Source organism: Shewanella sp. SW32, assembly GCF_025653365.1.
Lineage (GTDB): Bacteria > Pseudomonadota > Gammaproteobacteria > Enterobacterales > Shewanellaceae > Shewanella > Shewanella oncorhynchi.
Map to the genome: position 1 here is coordinate 128,313 of NZ_JAKKSJ010000005.1, position 17,797 is coordinate 146,109.

Here is a 17,797-nt window from a genome sequence, read left to right on the forward strand (position 1 = left end):
ACTCTATGTTAAAGGCAAATGCCCGACATTTTTGACCGAGTAAAGTACCACAATTGCATAGTAGGGGATTGTGAAACATCACTAACCTTGGTTTCAAAATAACCAAAGTCTAAATCACGTTAACGTTAAATGAGGAATGCTTAAATTTATGCGCTTAAAAATGAATAAAGCTTATTTAATTATGGAATTTTAACTGCCGAATTGATGAATTGTGATTTTTACTTTGATGGGCGCAGATATCCTCTTGTATTCTTGGGGTGGCTTGAGTCGTTAGTTACCCATCTTTTACTTGTATGAATCATGAGAGTGGTTAATAGCTAAAAAACCTCCATGACCATTCAACTCTGTGACTCACTCAGTTTTCCCTATGACAACTCCATTTCGAGGACATTATGAACATCACCTCATTTTTCGGCCCGCCCGAATCGTTACAATGCTGGATAAGAAAGTGCGTCGAACAACCTGGATTAAGTTATTGGCTGGTTTATCAAGATCTTGATGAAGGTGAATCCCTGCAACTGACCACTCCATTATTCCCGATAGTGAATGATATGAGAGACCTATCGGATGACGAAATCGATGCCTTTGAGGATAGCTTAGGCCGGAGTGACTATTGTTATCTGCTAAACACGGATCAGATTGAGGATGTGATCGATAACCTGATGCAGCAAAAAGCCCTGCCAAGTGAACAGGAACTGCTTGAAGCTATTATCTTTTACTATGAGCGAGATGCGTTTATAGATATTTAAGTGTTTATTTTTATTTTGTTGTTTCTATATAAAATAAAATTACGTGTTGTTAGCGGTAAAATACCGACGGTTAACGTCGGCATTTGCGTTTAAGGCGAGGTAATAAGTTGTGCACTATTTAGTGGTTATTGAGGTATTGAGCGCCTGTTTATTATGAATTCAATTTCGCAAGCACTCTGAATACCTCTTGAACGCCCTAAGGCATTGCGGGGAAGGAGAGCGAGCTGCCAATCCCTAGAGGCAAGCCTAAGGCCCAATATGCCAGTAAGAAACCGCTCCAAAGTAAAAGAAAACTGATTGAAAACGGTAACATCAGTGCCACTAAGGTGCCGATGCCTGATTCCTTAACGTATTTTTGGCAAAACACCACAATTAACGGAAAGTAAGGCATCAGTGGGGTGATGATATTAGTGGATGAGTCGCCCACTCGGTAAGCGGCTTGAGTCAAATCCGGTGACACACCTAGTTCCATTAACATGGGCACCATAATGGCACCAATCAATGCCCATTTGGCTGAAGCGGAACCCACTAATAGATTGACGAATGCAGTGAGAAAAACAATCCCCACCAGAGTCACACCCATAGGAAGGGCCAATTCCTTTAACGCCAACGCGCCTTTAATTGCCATTAATGCGCCTAAATTGGATTGACCAAATGCATAAATAAACTGGGCACAGAAAAAAGCCATGACGATGTAATAACCCATGCCACTCATGGATTTGCTCATGCCTTGAATAATGGCTCTGTGGTTGTTTGCCGTGCCAGCGACGTAACCATAGACTATGCCGGGCACGAGGAAGAACACAAAAATAATCGCCACAATAGAGCGCATTAATGGCGCTGAAGCACTGGTTAAGGCGCCGTCAGTAGCACGCCAAGCAGAATGTTCACCATAGGCGGTTAATACTAATCCTAATGCACATAACAACATGGCGGCCATGGCGAATTTGAGTCCGCGGCGCTCATGGGGTTGCAGTTCATCTAGGGTTGGGAGCGTGCTGGGATCGCCATTCACCGCAGTGTTTTTTAGGCGCGGCTCGATAACTTTATCCGTTAAGAACCAGCCAACTAAGATAATTAAAATGGCAGAAGCCGAAGTAAAAAAGATGTTATTTAGTGGGTTAATCGTTAATGTGGCGGCCGCGGGGTCGGCTGATAATCTTGCCGCTGCCTGAGTTAAGCCCGCTAGCATAGGATCAAGGCTGGATGGCACGCCAACGGTCGCAGAAAAACCACCGGATACGCCAGCGAAAGCGGCGGCAATACCGGCTAAGGGATGACGACCCGCGGCATAGAAGATCACCGCGCCGAGTGGGATAACGAGTACATAACCCGCATCAACCGCGACATGGCTTAGAATACCCACGGCTATCAATACCGGAGTGAGTAACATCTTGGGGGTAACAGATAAAATCGAGCGCAGGCCAGCATTAATAAAGCCAGTATGTTCAGCAACGCCTAGACCCAACATAGCAACCAGCACGACACCGAGCGGCGGGAAAGTCACAAAGGTGGAGACTATGTTCGAGGTAAATGTAGTCAGTGCGCCGCCTTCGAGCATATTGACGACTTGAATCGGGTTGCCAGTACGAGGGTCGATTTCATCAAAACTGACACCCGATAATCCCCAAGAGATCAACCAGACTAAGCCCAGAAACATCGCAAATAATACCGCTGGATCAGGCAGTTTATTGCCGACGACTTCGACGCCATTGAGAAATCGCTGGAATCTAGTGACAGGTTTATGATTTTCCATTTGGGTGCCGCTTCCTAAAAAATGATGATTGTTATCTGTGATTATAAAAACGCAGCATTAATTTAAGCTTGGTTTAACTAATCGATAAGAAATAAAACACATAAAAATCTATCGCAGTGACTTTAGTGCGGGTGGATTTAATCATCACTAAATCAATTTAGCCGCAAATAAAAAGCGCGGGTTCATGACTGAACCCGCGCTTTTTTATGAAACGATATTTTTGACTCAATAATCGTACCGAACAGAGCCGCTACGCGCTTATGCCTTTGGGCCAGCGTTACGGATAGCGTCTGACACTTGATACTTAGCGAAGTTTTTAGTGAAAGCTTCGGCCAGCTTCTGGGCGTATTCGGCATATAGCGCTTTATCGCCCCAAGTGTTGATTGGGTTGAGTAAATTGCTGTCTACGCCTGTGACTGCCACAGGAACGGCGAGGTTCAAGGTGTCTAAGTGGACAGTTTCCACATCTTTCAATTCACCGCTGACAATCGCATCGACGATGGCGCGGGTGGTTGGGATGTCAAAACGTTTACCTACACCGTGTGGACCGCCAGTCCAGCCTGTGTTGACTAAGTACACTTGGCTACCGAATGACTCAATGCGCTTCATCAACAGTTCTGCGTACACGCCAGCAGGGCGAGGGAAGAAAGGTGCGCCGAAGCACGTTGAGAAGGTGGATTGAATCGCCGAGGTTGAGCCGATTTCAGTCGAGCCCACTTTGGCGGTATAGCCAGATAAAAAGTGGTATGCCGCTTGTTCTTTGGTCAGGATAGAAACCGGTGGTAATACGCCAGATACGTCGCAGGTTAAGAATACAACCGCATGTGGCTCAGCGCCGCAGTTGTCTTCTTTACGTTGGGCGATGTGCTCCAGCGGATAGGCTGCGCGAGTATTTTCCGTTAGGCTGCTGTCTTTGTAGTTAGGTACGCGGTGTTCGTCCATAACGACGTTTTCAAGTACAGTGCCGAAACGAATCGCATCCCAAATCACGGGCTCATTCTTCTGGCTTAAATCGATACATTTGGCGTAGCAACCGCCTTCAATATTGAATACGCCGCCAGGTGCCCAGCCGTGTTCATCGTCACCAATCAGGAAGCGTTTTGGATCGGCAGAAAGTGTGGTTTTACCTGTGCCAGATAAACCGAAAAACAGCGTAGTGTCGCCATCTTTACCTACGTTGGCCGAACAGTGCATAGGTAGCACGCCTTGGGCTGGCAGTAGGAAGTTCTGCACTGAGAACATAGACTTTTTCATTTCGCCGGCGTATTTAAGGCCAGCGAGCAGCACTTTACGTTCGGCGAAGTTTAAAATCACGGTCGCATCTGAGTTAGTGCCATCACGTTCTGGTACGCAAACAAAGTCAGGGGCATTGATGATCTGCCACACTGGTTTGTCTTTACGATTAAATTCTTCAGGAATGATAAATAGATTGCGGGCGAACAGTTGGTGCCAAGCGTATTGCGTGGTGACTCGTACTGGTTGGTAATGTTCAGTGTCGGCACCGACTTCGAGATCAGATACAAACAGTTCTTTATCGGCTAGGTAAGCTTCAACCCGTGCCCATAAACCTTCAAAAGCACCTGGATCGAAAGCCTGATTGACTGGGCCCCATTCGATATCAGCTTCTGAACTGGGTTCTCTTACAATGAAACGATCGCCAGGTGAGCGACCGCTGCGAGCGCCTGTTTTAGCAACTAATGCGCCATTGGCTGTCAATTCACCTTCGCCGCGTAGCAGGGCAAATTCGACAAGTTGTGCTGTTGAGGGGTTAAAGTGAACGCGGTTTAATCCATCCGCCATAGTGAGGTCTCCATTTGATTTGTAAGGTTATTTTAATATCGATCGTCTGCCGATTTAATTTTATTTATCGCCTGAGTCGTGCTAGGTGACAAAGTGAGGCGATTGTAGCCTAAGCCGAGTGCAATGTGTGAGGGGATTATAGGTATGAATAAAAAATGGGCACCAAATAGGGCGCCCATTTTTTAGCGGGAGTCGTTTTACTGCTGGGTTGTTGATGTCTGACCGTTAGCAAATAAGGTTGCTACGTCTATGGCATCAAAGGTGTATTTAGCGTGGCAATATTCGCAACCCATTTCTATCTTGCCATCTTCGGCGAGTATGGCTTCGATTTCTGCTTGATCTAAGGTCTTGATCGCGCCGGCACTGCGTTCATGGGAACAAGTGCATTTAAAGCTCACATCGATAGGATCAAATAAGCGTACTTCTTCCTGATGATAGAGACGATGTAACACGCTTTCTGCATCAAGAGTAAATAGCTCTTCGGCCTTGATGGTCGACGTCAGTTGGCTCAAGTGTTCGAAGTCGGCGTTGTGATCTTGCTGGCTTGGCAGAATTTGTAGGAACATGCCCGCCGCTTGTTTGCCGTCGGCAAATAACCAAATTCCCGTAGGTAACTGCTCAGATTGATTGAAGTATTCTTCAACACAGGCCGCAAGCGTTGGCTTGTCTAGTGCAACGACACCTTGGTAGCGTTCACCTTCGTCGGGTGTTAAGGTGATGACCATATAGCCTTGGCCGAAGAGTTCTGTGAGGCTAGCATCATCGGCGAGTTCAGCATTCCAGCGAGCCACACCGCGTAACTCTTGTAAATTGTTACCGTTGATCACTGCTAAAGAAACAGGGCCGTTGCCTTGTAACTGTACGCTGATATCACCGCTAAATTTCAATGTAGCGGTTAATAGTGAGGTTGCTGCCATTAATTCACCCAGTAGCACTTGCAGTACGGCTGGGTATTCTTGGGCGCTGATCACTTGTTGATAGCTGTCTTGTAACTGCACCAGTTCACCGCGCACATCGGCATTATCGAACAAGTAGCGGTGTAAAGTATCTTGGTTCATCGTGTATCTCACTGTTAAAGGTCTTTAAAGCGCATGAGCTGGCGTCGTTGCTTTTTATCTGGTTTCTGATCGGGTATCGGGTTATTGAGCATGTGGAGGCGTCGTTGCTCAGCATTAATGGCCCGTTTAGCCAGACTTGTCGCGGTTTCTTCGTACAATTCTTGTGCAATCGCACCACTTTGGCGTAATTGCGATAATTTTTTTATGACGATCTCTTTATCGTCATATCCTTGGCGTATCTTAAGGACGGCGCCTATCTCGGCATTCCTACTAGATTTGGCACGCTGGCCGTTGTAATGTACTTTGCCGCCGTTAATCATTTCTTTGGCGATGGCACGGGTTTTATAAAAACGTGCAGCCCAAAGCCACTTATCGAGTCGAATGTCTGTTTTATCGCTTTGACCTTGAGTCATAGTGTCTCCAGCTAAAAGATCGATGAGTTCACATGCCGAGCAAGAAAATGCGTGAAGAGCATTTCTATTATGTTAAAGGGTGGCGTGCTTCACACCCTTTTATGGCGGGCAAAGTTAGCATAATTGGCCTATTTTCGCCAATTTGAATGCTGTTATGGGCTTGTTGCCAAATGCTGCCTAGGTTAGCATGAGACGGTAATCGCCTAATTATTATAATCAGAACAGAGACCTGTATCGAGGGTCCACATAAAATATGGATTTATTAGATAAAGTTATCGCAAAAGCCATTGGCATGCCCCATAAGCCCTTAAGCCGGATAGTCTTCTGGTTGGGTTTTATTGTGATCATGTTGTTAGCCGCGCAAATTACATGGAAATTAGTGCCTACTAGCTCATCACCCAGTGCTTGGTCACCAACGCCCGTTAACCTGACGGGTAAAGGTGCTGGGCAGGTTGATCTTGCGGGTTTACAGCAGCTTGGTCTCTTTGGTAAGGCAGATGCTAAATCTGAAAAGCCAAAAACTGAGGTTGTTGAGACTGTGACTGACGCGCCTAAGACCACACTCTCTATTCAGCTCACTGGCGTTGTTGCATCGACAGCGGATCAGAAAGGCTTAGCGATCATTGAGTCAAACGGCAGCCAAGAGACCTACAGCTTAGGCGATAAAATTAAGGGCACTTCGGCATCACTGAAAGAAGTCTATGCCGACCGTATTATCATCACTAACGCTGGCCGTTACGAGACATTAATGCTCGATGGTTTAGTTTACACTAGCCAAAGCCCAGCCAATCAACAGTTACAACAAGCTAAGACGAATAAGACTGGCTCGGCAGTGAGCCGTGTCGATCAACGTAAAAATGCCGAAATCTCCCAAGAACTCGCCGAATCCCGCACCGAATTGTTAGCCGACCCTAGTAAGATCACCGATTATATTGCCATTTCACCTGTCAGACAGGGTGACGCTGTGGCGGGATATCGCTTGAATCCAGGGAAAGACGCCAATTTGTTTAAGCAGGCGGGTTTTAAAGCTAACGATTTAGCCAAATCGATTAATGGATACGACTTGACCGTAATGAGTCAAGCGTTAGAAATGATGAGCCAATTACCCGAGTTAACCGAAGTTTCTATTATGGTTGAGCGGGAAGGACAATTGGTTGAAATCATGTTTAGTTTGCCGCAATAACACGCGTTAGAGGAAAGAAAAAGAATGAATAACAAAAGGATTCGACGCAAGCTGATTGCTGGGGTTGTTGCGGGTGCAGCCATGTTCTCCTCCCAATTCGCTTGGTCTGAACAGTATGCGGCCAACTTTAAAGGCACGGATATTCAAGAGTTTATCAATATCGTTGGTAAAAACCTGAATAAGACGATCATAGTTGACCCGACAATTCGCGGCAAAATCAACGTTCGCAGTTATGATCTGCTTAACGACGATCAGTATTACCAGTTTTTCCTCAACGTCTTACAAGTTTACGGTTATGCCATCGTCGAGATGGAAAATAACGTTATTAAAGTCATTAAAGACAAAGATGCCAAAACCGCTGCAATTCGAGTCGCTAACGATAACGACCCCGGCCTTGGTGATGAAATGGTGACGCGTATCGTGGCCTTGTATAACACTGAGGCTAAGCAATTAGCGCCGTTATTGCGTCAACTTAATGATAATGCGGGTGGCGGCAACGTAGTGAACTACGACCCCTCCAATGTCTTGATGTTGTCTGGCCGTGCTGCTGTCGTGAACAAGTTAGTCGAAATTATCCGTCGAGTGGATAAGCAAGGCGATACCTCGGTGCAAGTGGTGCCGTTAGAATTTGCTTCTGCGGGTGAAATGGTACGAATTATCGATACCCTTTATCGTGCTACCGCTAACCAATCTCAATTGCCTGGCCAAGCGCCAAAAGTGGTTGCTGACGAACGTATCAATGCCGTAGTCGTGAGCGGTGATGAGAAGAGCCGCCAACGTGTGGTCGAGCTTATCCATCGTCTCGATGCCGAACAAGCCAGCACAGGTAACACAAAAGTCCGTTATCTACGTTATGCCAAAGCAGAAGATTTAGTTGAAGTGCTGACCGGTTTTGCCCAAAAGTTGGAAGGCGAGAAAGATCCGAGCGCTCAGGCTGCGGGTGGTGGTAAACGCCGTAATGAAATTAATATCATGGCGCATACTGAAACCAACGCCTTAGTGATCAGTGCTGAACCCGATCAGATGCGTACTATCGAGAGCGTGATTAATCAACTCGATATCCGCCGTGCTCAGGTACTCGTAGAAGCCATTATTGTGGAAGTCGCCGAAGGCGATAACGTTGGCTTCGGGGTGCAATGGGCTGCGAAAGCGGGTGGTGGTACTCAGTTTAATAACTTAGGCCCAACCATAGGTGAGATTGGCGCTGGTGTATGGCAGGCACAGGGGGAAAAAGGAAATACTGTCATTACCACAGACCCAAATACGGGTCAGAAAATTGAGACTAAAAACCCAGACAAGCGTGGTGATGTTACCTTACTTGCTCAAGCCTTAGGCAAAGTGAACGGTATGGCTTGGGGCGTGGCCATGGGCGACTTTGGTGCCTTAATTCAAGCAGTGTCGAGTGACACTAACTCAAACGTACTGGCAACGCCTTCTATTACGACCTTAGATAACCAAGAGGCCTCGTTTATTGTGGGTGACGAAGTGCCTATTCTGACAGGTTCTACCGCCAGCTCGAGCAACAGCAACCCATTCCAAACCGTTGAGCGTAAAGAGGTTGGGGTTAAACTGAAAGTGGTGCCGCAGATCAACGAAGGCAGCTCTGTTAAGCTGACGATTGAACAGGAAGTTTCTGGGGTTAACGGTAATACAGGCGTGGATATTTCCTTCGCGACTCGTCGCTTAACCACTACCGTTATGGCGGATTCTGGTCAAATTGTGGTACTCGGTGGTTTGATCAACGAAGAAGTACAAGAAAGTATACAAAAAGTACCGTTCTTGGGTGATATCCCTATTCTAGGACATTTGTTTAAATCTTCCTCGAGCAAAAAAACGAAGAAAAACCTCATGATCTTCATCAAGCCAACGATTATACGTGATGGCATCACGATGGAAGGGATTGCTGGACGTAAATATAATTATTTCAGAGCATTACAGCTTGAACAGCAAGAGCGTGGCGTTAACTTAATGCCTGATACTAAAGTGCCTGTACTAGATGAATGGAATCAGTCTGAGTATTTACCACCTGAAGTTAACGAGATTTTAGAGCGTTATAAAGAAGGTAAAGGCTTAGATACCCAGATGCGTAAAACGGATCCAACGCTCAAAACGCTCGATGAAAACAAAAACAAAGATAAAACCAATGAGTGAAATTCAACTATCCCAAGTCGATGACCTCAGCCAAGTCTCCAATGAGCTAGGCCTTGAAGCTGAAGGTGATGAGGTATTTCGTTCGAGCAGTAAAGAGCGTTTACCTTTTGCCTTTGCACACCGCCACGATGTGGTGCTCGCGCTGGGTGAAACGGGCGAGTTAAGCTTGTTCTATACGAGTAAAACACCGTTAACGGCTATGCTCGAAGCGCGGCGTTATTCGGGTGTTGATTTGCCTTTGGTTAAGCTCGAAGTGGCAAAGTTTGAGGCCAAACTCACTCAAGCATATCAGGCGAACTCGTCTGAAGCGCAGCAGTTGATGGAAGACATAGGCAACGAGATGGATTTATTCACCCTTGCCGAAGAGCTGCCGCAGACCGAAGACTTGCTCGAAGGTGATGATGATGCGCCTATCATCAAACTGATTAATGCTTTGTTATCTGAAGCGATTAAAGAAGAAGCGTCAGATATCCATATCGAAACCTACGAGAAACAGCTTGTGGTGCGTTTCCGTATCGATGGTGTACTTAAGGAAGTCCTCAAGCCAAACCGTAAACTGTCGTCGCTGTTAGTCTCGCGGATTAAGGTTATGGCTCGCCTCGATATCGCCGAAAAACGTGTGCCGCAGGATGGCCGTATTTCGCTGCGTATCGCAGGTCGTGCGGTAGATGTGCGGGTATCGACCATGCCATCGAGCCACGGTGAACGTGTTGTACTGCGTCTGCTGGATAAAAATACTGGCAACCTCGATTTAGAACAATTGGGGATGACAGACAGTATTCGGGTTAAGTTTGAAGATCTTATTCGTCGTCCTCACGGGATCATTTTGGTGACTGGCCCAACGGGCTCGGGTAAAAGTACCACTTTGTATGCGGGTTTGACGGAGATCAACTCCAAAGACACCAACATACTCACAGTAGAAGACCCTATCGAATACGAGTTAGACGGTATTGGTCAGACCCAAGTAAACACTAAGGCCGATATGACCTTCGCTCGTGGTCTGCGCGCTATTTTGCGTCAAGACCCCGATGTCGTGATGATAGGCGAGATCCGCGACCTCGAAACCGCGCAAATTGCGGTGCAAGCGTCACTCACTGGTCACATGGTAATTTCAACCCTACATACCAACACAGCCTCTGGCGCGATTACACGTTTGCAAGACATGGGCGTAGAGCCATTCCTCGTGTCTTCAAGTTTGCTCGGCGTGTTGGCGCAACGTTTGATCCGAACCCTTTGTCCTAAATGTAAAATCGAGCATGTGCCCGATGCGCGTGAGCGTGAGTTGCTGGGCATAGCCGCCGATGACGACAGACGTATTTTCCGTGCCAATGGCTGTAAATCCTGTGGTAACAATGGCTACCGTGGTCGAACCGGTATTCATGAGCTATTACTGGTTGACGATAATGTGCGTGAATTGATCCATGGCGGCCGCGGTGAGTTAGCCATCGAAAAGTATATTCGTCAGTTTGTACCGAGCATTCGTCACGATGGCATGAGCAAAGTGCTCGCGGGCATCACCACTCTCGAAGAAGTGCTACGTGTGACTCGCGAGGAGTAATTTATGCCAGCATTTGAATATAAGGCACTGGATGCCAAGGGAAAGCAGCTTAAGGGCGTGATTGAGGCGGATACCGCCAGACACGCCCGCAGCCAACTGCGCGATCAGCGCATGATGCCCTTGGAAATACTGCCTGTTACTGAAAAAGAAGCCAAAGCTAAGAGCAGCAGTTTTTCGTTTTTCAAACGTGGCATTTCAGTTGCTGAATTAGCTTTGATCACCCGCCAAATTGCGACCTTAGTGGCCGCGGGTTTACCGATTGAAGAATCCCTTAAAGCCGTTGGTCAGCAGTGTGAGAAAGATCGTCTCGCGAGCATGATCATGGCGGTACGTTCTCGGGTGGTGGAAGGTTATAGTCTGGCCGATTCCTTGGCTGAATTTCCGCATATTTTCGATGATTTATACCGTGCCATGGTGGCCTCGGGTGAAAAGTCCGGTCACTTAGAAGTGGTGCTTAATCGTCTGGCGGATTATACCGAGCGACGCCAACAGCTTAAATCTAAGCTGACCCAAGCCATGATTTATCCCGCGGTTTTGACCACAGTGGCGATAGGGGTGATTTCAATCCTGCTAGCTGCGGTTGTGCCTAAAGTGGTCGGACAGTTTGAGCACATGGGCGCTGAGCTTCCCGCCTCGACCCGATTTTTGATCTCGGCCTCTGACTTTGTTCAAAACTATGGTGTGTTTGTGGTCATCGCCTTAGTGCTGCTGTTCGCACTCTTTCGGCGCATGTTAAAGTCACCTGCGTTTAGGATGAAGTACGATAATTTTTTATTGAGCATGCCGGTTGTTGGCCGCGTGAGTAAGGGATTAAATACGGCGCGTTTTGCGCGGACGTTAAGTATCTTATCCGCTAGTTCAGTGCCTTTGCTCGATGGTATGCGTATCGCGAGTGAAGTGTTGCAGAATATGCGAGTGCGGGCCGCAGTTGACGATGCGACCGCACGCGTGCGGGAAGGAACTAGCTTAGGTGCAGCGTTGACTAATACTAAGTTGTTTCCGGCTATGATGTTATACATGATTGCGTCGGGCGAGAAGAGTGGTCAACTTGAGCAGATGTTAGAGCGGGCCGCCGATAACCAAGACAGGGAATTCGAAGGTAACGTCAACATAGCATTGGGTGTATTCGAGCCTATGCTGGTGGTCAGTATGGCGTGTGTTGTGCTCTTTATCGTGATGGCAATTTTGCAGCCAATTTTAGCCTTGAATAACTTGATTAGCGGTTAATTTTTGAATTTATGGATTATGACCAAGTCGATTGGCATAGGATTTTTTAGGAGAAGTAGTCGATGCAAATGAACAAGAAACATCAAGGTTTTACCTTACTCGAAGTGATGGTTGTTATCGTGATTTTAGGGATTTTAGCCTCTATGGTGGTGCCTAACTTGATGGGTAACAAAGACAAGGCTGACCAACAAAAAGCCGTGTCTGACATAGTTGCACTCGAAAATGCCTTAGACATGTATAAGTTAGATAACGGTGTTTATCCATCGACCGAACAAGGCTTAGAAGCATTAGTGCAAAAGCCTACGATTTCGCCTGAGCCACGTAACTACCGTGAAGATGGTTATGTAAAACGTTTGCCAGAAGATCCATGGCGCAATAACTACCTGTTGTTAAGCCCTGGCGAAAACGGCAAGTTAGATATTTTCAGTGCAGGCCCCGATGGTCAACCAGGTACCGAAGATGACATCGGTAACTGGAATTTACAGAATTTCCAATAAGATGCTAAAGCTGCGTCACGCTGGTTTCACCTTAATGGAGGTGATGCTAGTGATTTTGTTGATGGGGCTCACGGCTGCGGCCGTGACTATGTCTATCGGCAATTCTGGGCCGCAACAGGCCTTAGATAGAACGGCGCGGCAGTTTATTGCGGCCACTGAAATGGTGCTTGATGAAACTGTTTTAAGTGGCCAGTTTATTGGTATTGTGATTGAGAAAACTAGTTATCAGTTTGTTTTTTATAAAGAAGGTAAGTGGGAGCCTTTGGATAAAGACAGACTCTTATCTGAAAAGCAAATGGAGCAAGGGGTTGAGCTGAACTTAGTGCTCGATGGTTTACCTTTGGTACAAGAGGATGAGAAAGACGATTCTTGGTTTGAAGAACCGCTGATTGAACCCTCTGCCGATGATAAGAAGAAACACCCTGAGCCACAGGTCATGCTATTCCCGAGCGGTGAAATGAGCGCTTTTGAGCTGACGTTTATCGCTAAAACTAACAAAGGCCAGCAGGCCGAAACGTTAGTGGTCGGTGATGCGCTGGGCAGATTAACCATAGGGCGCCCCGATGAAACGCGTTAAGGGCATGACCCTACTCGAAGTGATTGTGGCCCTTGCCGTATTTTCGATTGCGGCCGTGTCTATCACTAAAAGTTTGGGCGAGCAGATGGCAAACATGCCGATTCTGGAATCGCGCACTTTGGCACAGTGGGTGGCTGATAATCAGATGGTCGATGCCAGACTTGATCCACAGTTTCCTGAAATCGGTAAAAAAGAAGGTCAAGTTGAGCTCGCAGGAAAGGATTGGTATTGGCGTAAAGAAGTGGTGAAAACGACGGACGATAATTTTCGTATGATCCGCATTAGTGTGAGTGAAGACGAACGATATCAGCGTATTGCCGCACAAGTGAGCAGTTATGTCCTTAAAACTAACTAGTGCGCAGCGGGGATTCACCCTGTTGGAAATGCTGATCGCCATCGCGATTTTCGCCATGATAGGTTTGGCTTCTAATGCGGTACTCAGCACAGTGCTGACTAACGATGAAGTGACGCGCGCGTTTTCAACTCGGCTTAAAGCTCTACAACAAGGTTTTGGTGCGATTGAGCGTGATCTCGCGCAAATGGTGGCGCGCACGCCAAGATTACTCGAAGGTGGTCGAGGTTCGACCGTCTTCCAAACGGGCAATGATATCTTAGATTCGGAATCAGAAGCCTTAGTGTTTTACCGTTTAGGCTGGTTAAATCCCGACGGTTTATTACCGCGAGGCAGCTTACAGTCGGTGGCGTATGTGGTGCATGAAGGGCGGCTGGAACGTTGGTATTTTCCTTATCCTGAGCCTGAATTTGGCGCCGAGCCGATTAAGACAGTGATTATCGACAAAGTGCTGTCGGTGGAATATTCCTTCTTTATGGAAGACAAGTGGGAGCGTAAAGTCGAGGCGACTAAGTTGCCTAAAGCGATCGCCATGGAGATTGAGATTGAAGGTTTAGGCAAGATCCAACGTAAGTTCTTGTTGCCGCTGGGTGCTGTTGCACCAGAAAAGTCTAAGGATGACGATAATAAAGACGAAAATCCTGACGATACGAACAAAGATAAAGACAAAGATGGAGTCGATGATGGCTCGGGGAACGATCCAGGTGACGGTTCTGGTGATCCAGGTGATGGCGACCCTGAAGATGAGGGCCGCGAATGAGAACCCAATCTCGGTCTAAACAGCGTGGTGTCGCACTGATAGTTGTGCTCTTGATTGTGGCCATGGTGGTGATCATCGCGACAAATATCACAGGTCGTAATCAGTTATCCATGCGTCGAACGTTGAACTTGGCCCAGTACGATCAAGCCTATTGGTACGCGATTTCTGCCGAAGAACTGGCGAAGAAAATTTTAAAACAAGATTTAGACGACTCGGAAGGTCGAGTCCACAGGCAACAATATTGGGCCATGGCCGATGTAGTCTTTCCGGCGGAATACGGTGAAATTGCTGGCAAGATCACTGATATGCGCGCCTGTTTTAACTTAAATGCCTTGTCTGTGACCACGAAAGAGGTGGAAAACAGTCAACCTAAGCTGCCGTTGGCGGCGAAGCAATATAAGGCCTTGTTGGTGAGTTTAGGGATGGACGACTTTAGTGCGGACCGTCTGACCCAGACCTTAAAAGATTATATCGACGAAGACACTACTGCTAGCCCTTATGGTGCCGAAGATGCGGAATACGAAGCGCGAAATGTGCCTTACCGTGCGGCCAATACGCTGATGAATCATCGCAGTGAATTACGGGCAGTGATGGGATACACCCAAGATATCTATTTGAAACTCTTGCCCTATGTATGCGTTATCCCTGGCAATGACAGGCAATTACTGAATGTGAATACCTTGGAAGTCGAGCAAGCTGCACTGTTAGCTGGCATGCTCGAAAATCAGATTTCGGTAGGCGAAGCAGAAAGTATCATCAACCAACGCCCCGGCGATGGCTTTGCCAAGATAGATGATTTTTATGAAAGCTCATCCATGGGATCGATCAAGTGGGAAGGTGCCATGAAGTCGAGCTTTGTCATCGATAGCCAATATTTTTTATTGGCCTCGGGGGCGAAGGTTGATAACGCCGTATTTAGAATGGAAAGTGTGCTCAAAAAGAGCGGCGGCAATAAAATGGAAGTGCTCACTCGTCAGTTTGGTGGCCAAAAATAATGGCAGTGCTCACCCGTCAGTGTTTGATGTTGGTGGCCAAAAATAATGGAAGTGCTCACCCGGCAGGGTTTGATTTTGGTGGGCAAAAATAATGGCAGTGCTCACCCGTCAGGGTTTGATGTTGGTGGCCAAAAAATAATGGAAGTGCTCACCCGGCAGGGTTTGATGTTGGTGGGCAAAAATAATGGCAGTGCTCACCCGGCAGAATCTGGTGGACAAAAATAATAGCAACGAGCTCAGTCACGCTTTCTTGACTGGGACTGGTGGAGAAAAACTGTGAGTGAACGGCTATTTATTCGCTTAGGCAGAACAGCAGAGCAAGCGTGCTCTTGGCTCGTTTGGTCGGAGCAAGAACAGGAAATTATCGCCTCTGGCGAGCTCGCCAATGCCCAAGGTTTGTCGACCTTAACCGAGCGTGCGGGTAATCGTCCCGTTGATGTGTTAGTGCCCGCCGCGGCAATGACGCTCACTAGTGTGCATTTGCCCGAAAAAGGCCAACGCCAAGCCTTGAAAGCCTTGCCTTTTATGCTCGAAGAAGCCTTAGCCGATGATGTCGATGCCATGCATTTTACTGTTGGTCCACGTGATGGTGATGCCTTAAGTGTGGTCGCAGTGGCCCATGAGCAAATGCAGACTTGGCTGAGTTGTTTGACCGAAGCGGGTTTAAAAGTGAAGCGCATTGTGCCTGATTGTTTAGCCTTGCCATTGCAAGAATGCCAATGGGCGGCAATGAATTTTGGCAATGAGCTATTGCTGCGTACCGGATTAGCTTCGGGCCAGAGCTTACCTCTGCCTTGGTTGCCAATTGCATTAGAACAACTTAAGCCTATACAGGGCGAAGTCTCTGTCGCCAGTTATACCGAGATGCAACTCGAGGGTGTCGAGCTTAAGCCGCAGTCACTTGAGCTACCTATGTTAGTGTTGGCCCGCGGTATTTTGCATGCGCCAGTGAACTTACTGAGCGGCGTTTACACGCCGAAGCGTGAATACAGCAAACAGTTGATGATGTGGAAAAGTGCGGCCATCGTTATTGCCATCGCGTGCGTGCTGGCCTTAGTGAATAAAGGGCTGACTATACATCAAGTCAATGGTCAGGTTGCCGATCTTAAAGCCCAGAGTGAATCCATTTATCAGCAAGTGATCCCGGGAAATTCGCGCATTGTTAACCTACGTTCGCAGATGGAAAGTCAGTTACGTGCATTGCAGGGACAGGGTAGTGGTGCCGAGTTTTTTGCCATGCTCGATGGTTTACAGGATGCCTTTAAGCAAGTGCCTGAACTTAAACCTAATAGCTTAAGATTCGAAAGTGCTCGTAACGAGATCCGCATGCAAGTGAGTGCGAAAAATTACGCGCAGATCGAGAAGTTTAAAGAGATTGTCGGTCGTCGTTTTCAACTCGATGGCGGCACTATGAATAGCGGTGAAGAGCAAGTCACCAGTACCTTAACCTTGAGGAGCAAATAAGATGGATAATTTGCGGACTTGGTGGCAAGGGCTCGCATCGCGCGAGCAGCAGTTAGTAGGCTTTTGCTCGGTATTTTTAGTTATAGGTATTTTTTATTGGGGTGTTTGGACGCCGATTGCCAATGCTGAAGCCGATGCATTACGTAACCTCAATGCACAGCAACAGACGTTGAACTATGTAAAACAAACGGCAAATAAAATAGCGAGTCTTAAGCAGAATGGTGCTAAGCCGACTACGTCGGGCAGTTTAAGCTCTGTGGTTAACCAAACTGCGGGCAATTATGGGTTAGTGATTACTCGCATGCAGCCCCAAGGCGATAAGATCCAAGTGTGGATGGACGATGTTCCTTTTGATGCCTTGTTAGGTTATTTGAGTGAGTTAGTACAGAAGAAAGGACTTTCGCTCGAAAGTGTTGATTTGGCTGAGGCTGATGTACCTGGCTATGTCAAAGTGAGACGTATCCAATTAGCGCAATAAATTAAGGTGTAGCTGTGAGTTTGATAAAAAAAGTCATCATAGGCGTACTGATTTATTTAATGTTTTTAGTCGTTCTATTCCCCGCTAAGATTGCGATAGCGTTAGCCCCATTGCCCGCGAATATCAGTGTTTCGGGTGTAAGTGGCAGTATTTGGTCTGGCAGCATAGAAACCTTAAGTATGCCGCAGCGTCAGGTAGAGCAAGTGCGTTGGGGTCTGAGTCCTTGGGCGCTATTTTTAGGTAAAGTGAAAGTGGATTTTCAAGTGGGCAGCCGCGCAACACCTGTCAGTGCTAAGGGATTAATTTCTTGGTCTATGGGAGGCTTAAGTGCGCAGGGTTTACGTTTCGAAGCGCCGGATAGTTTTTTACTCGGCAATGCAAAACTGCCTTTTAAAACCGAAATCACCGGTGAAGTCAGTTTGTTGGTCGAGACGCTAGAGCAAGGTAAGCCTTGGTGTGAACAGTTGTCTGGTAAGCTGTTTTTGAATCAAACCAATGTTAAGAATCAGTTTGGTAACTATCCTCTAGGTAATATTGAACTCGGACTGAGTTGTGTCGAAGGCAAAGCGCAATTGGCCACAGATGAAACCAAGAACCAGCTTGGTATTGTTGGTACCTTACAGTTAGATGAAGGCAATATGGTGAAGGTTGAGGCTAAGATTAAAGAAACGGCAGAGCAACCGGAAGATATGCGTGAGTCGCTGAATATTTTAGGTAAGCGTGGTGCGGATGGTTATTTCCCTGTGGTATATCAGGGGCGGATCCCTGGGTTATAGCGC

General features: G+C 47.1%; 18 protein-coding genes. 14 read left to right on the top strand and 4 right to left on the bottom strand.

Annotation, left to right across the window (positions count from 1 at the left end; genetic code table 11):
- Positions 1-392 precede the first annotated feature (392 nt).
- Positions 393-749, top strand: coding sequence for a hypothetical protein (locus tag L5M28_RS04310; RefSeq protein ID WP_263202604.1), 357 nt, complete (start codon positions 393-395; stop codon positions 747-749).
- 196 nt (positions 750-945) lie between these two features.
- Here the strand turns inward: L5M28_RS04310 and L5M28_RS04315 are convergent, their stop codons facing one another.
- The 4 genes from L5M28_RS04315 to hslR form a co-directional block, all read right to left on the bottom strand.
- Positions 946-2,505, bottom strand: a complete 1,560-nt coding sequence (locus L5M28_RS04315) for an AbgT family transporter (RefSeq protein WP_263202606.1) — start codon at positions 2,503-2,505, stop codon at positions 946-948.
- A gap of 258 nt (positions 2,506-2,763) precedes the next feature.
- Positions 2,764-4,305, bottom strand: a complete 1,542-nt coding sequence (locus L5M28_RS04320) for a phosphoenolpyruvate carboxykinase (protein ID WP_173497001.1) — start codon at positions 4,303-4,305, stop codon at positions 2,764-2,766.
- A gap of 197 nt (positions 4,306-4,502) precedes the next feature.
- Positions 4,503-5,363: an Hsp33 family molecular chaperone HslO gene (gene hslO / locus L5M28_RS04325; protein ID WP_105250990.1), complete on the bottom strand. Its 861-nt coding sequence runs from the start codon at positions 5,361-5,363 to the stop codon at positions 4,503-4,505.
- A gap of 14 nt (positions 5,364-5,377) precedes the next feature.
- Positions 5,378-5,776 carry a ribosome-associated heat shock protein Hsp15 gene (gene hslR, locus L5M28_RS04330; protein WP_011848177.1) on the bottom strand — a complete coding sequence of 133 codons (399 nt, stop codon included), beginning with the start codon at positions 5,774-5,776 and terminating at the stop codon, positions 5,378-5,380.
- Between the two features lie 253 nt (positions 5,777-6,029).
- Here hslR and gspC point away from each other — a divergent pair, with 253 nt between their 5' ends.
- The 13 genes from gspC to L5M28_RS04395 all read left to right on the top strand — a co-directional run bounded on the left by gspC (position 6,030) and on the right by L5M28_RS04395 (position 17,794).
- On the top strand, positions 6,030-6,959 hold the full coding sequence (gspC, locus tag L5M28_RS04335; RefSeq protein WP_131525237.1) for a type II secretion system protein GspC: 930 nt from the start codon (positions 6,030-6,032) through the stop codon (positions 6,957-6,959).
- A 24-nt stretch (positions 6,960-6,983) separates the two neighbouring features.
- Positions 6,984-9,110, top strand: coding sequence for a type II secretion system secretin GspD (gene gspD / locus L5M28_RS04340; protein WP_263202608.1), 2,127 nt, complete (start codon positions 6,984-6,986; stop codon positions 9,108-9,110).
- Positions 9,103-10,668, top strand: a complete 1,566-nt coding sequence (gene gspE / locus L5M28_RS04345) for a type II secretion system ATPase GspE (RefSeq protein WP_105250994.1) — start codon at positions 9,103-9,105, stop codon at positions 10,666-10,668. Before gspD ends, gspE begins: the two co-directional genes overlap by 8 nt.
- Before the next feature lie 3 nt (positions 10,669-10,671).
- Positions 10,672-11,895, top strand: a complete 1,224-nt coding sequence (gene gspF, locus L5M28_RS04350; RefSeq protein ID WP_105250995.1) for a type II secretion system inner membrane protein GspF — start codon at positions 10,672-10,674, stop codon at positions 11,893-11,895.
- Between the two features lie 62 nt (positions 11,896-11,957).
- Entirely contained in the window at positions 11,958-12,392 is a 435-nt protein-coding gene (gene gspG / locus L5M28_RS04355) for a type II secretion system major pseudopilin GspG (protein ID WP_105250996.1), read from the top strand.
- A 1-nt stretch (position 12,393) separates the two neighbouring features.
- Positions 12,394-12,969 (top strand): type II secretion system minor pseudopilin GspH, encoded by a 576-nt coding sequence (gene gspH / locus L5M28_RS04360; RefSeq protein ID WP_168827004.1) that lies wholly within the window; start codon positions 12,394-12,396, stop codon positions 12,967-12,969.
- The gene (gene gspI / locus L5M28_RS04365; RefSeq protein ID WP_105250998.1) at positions 12,956-13,324 is read left to right on the top strand and encodes a type II secretion system minor pseudopilin GspI; all 369 of its coding nucleotides are present in this window, start codon (positions 12,956-12,958) and stop codon (positions 13,322-13,324) included. The genes gspH and gspI overlap by 14 nt, the downstream gene beginning before the upstream one ends.
- Entirely contained in the window at positions 13,305-14,081 is a 777-nt protein-coding gene (gene gspJ / locus L5M28_RS04370; RefSeq protein WP_131525235.1) for a type II secretion system minor pseudopilin GspJ, read from the top strand. Before gspI ends, gspJ begins: the two co-directional genes overlap by 20 nt.
- Positions 14,078-15,076 carry a type II secretion system minor pseudopilin GspK gene (gspK, locus tag L5M28_RS04375; protein ID WP_105251000.1) on the top strand — a complete coding sequence of 333 codons (999 nt, stop codon included), beginning with the start codon at positions 14,078-14,080 and terminating at the stop codon, positions 15,074-15,076. The genes gspJ and gspK overlap by 4 nt, the downstream gene beginning before the upstream one ends.
- Positions 15,077-15,121: 45 nt before the next feature.
- On the top strand, positions 15,122-15,301 hold the full coding sequence (locus L5M28_RS04380; protein WP_263202609.1) for a hypothetical protein: 180 nt from the start codon (positions 15,122-15,124) through the stop codon (positions 15,299-15,301).
- 51 nt (positions 15,302-15,352) lie between these two features.
- Entirely contained in the window at positions 15,353-16,540 is a 1,188-nt protein-coding gene (gspL, locus tag L5M28_RS04385) for a type II secretion system protein GspL (protein ID WP_263202610.1), read from the top strand.
- 1 nt (position 16,541) lies between these two features.
- Positions 16,542-17,018, top strand: coding sequence for a type II secretion system protein M (locus L5M28_RS04390; protein WP_105251002.1), 477 nt, complete (start codon positions 16,542-16,544; stop codon positions 17,016-17,018).
- 14 nt (positions 17,019-17,032) lie between these two features.
- Complete coding sequence (locus L5M28_RS04395) at positions 17,033-17,794, top strand: type II secretion system protein N (RefSeq protein WP_263202612.1); 762 nt, start codon at positions 17,033-17,035, stop codon at positions 17,792-17,794.
- Positions 17,795-17,797: the final 3 nt, after the last annotated feature.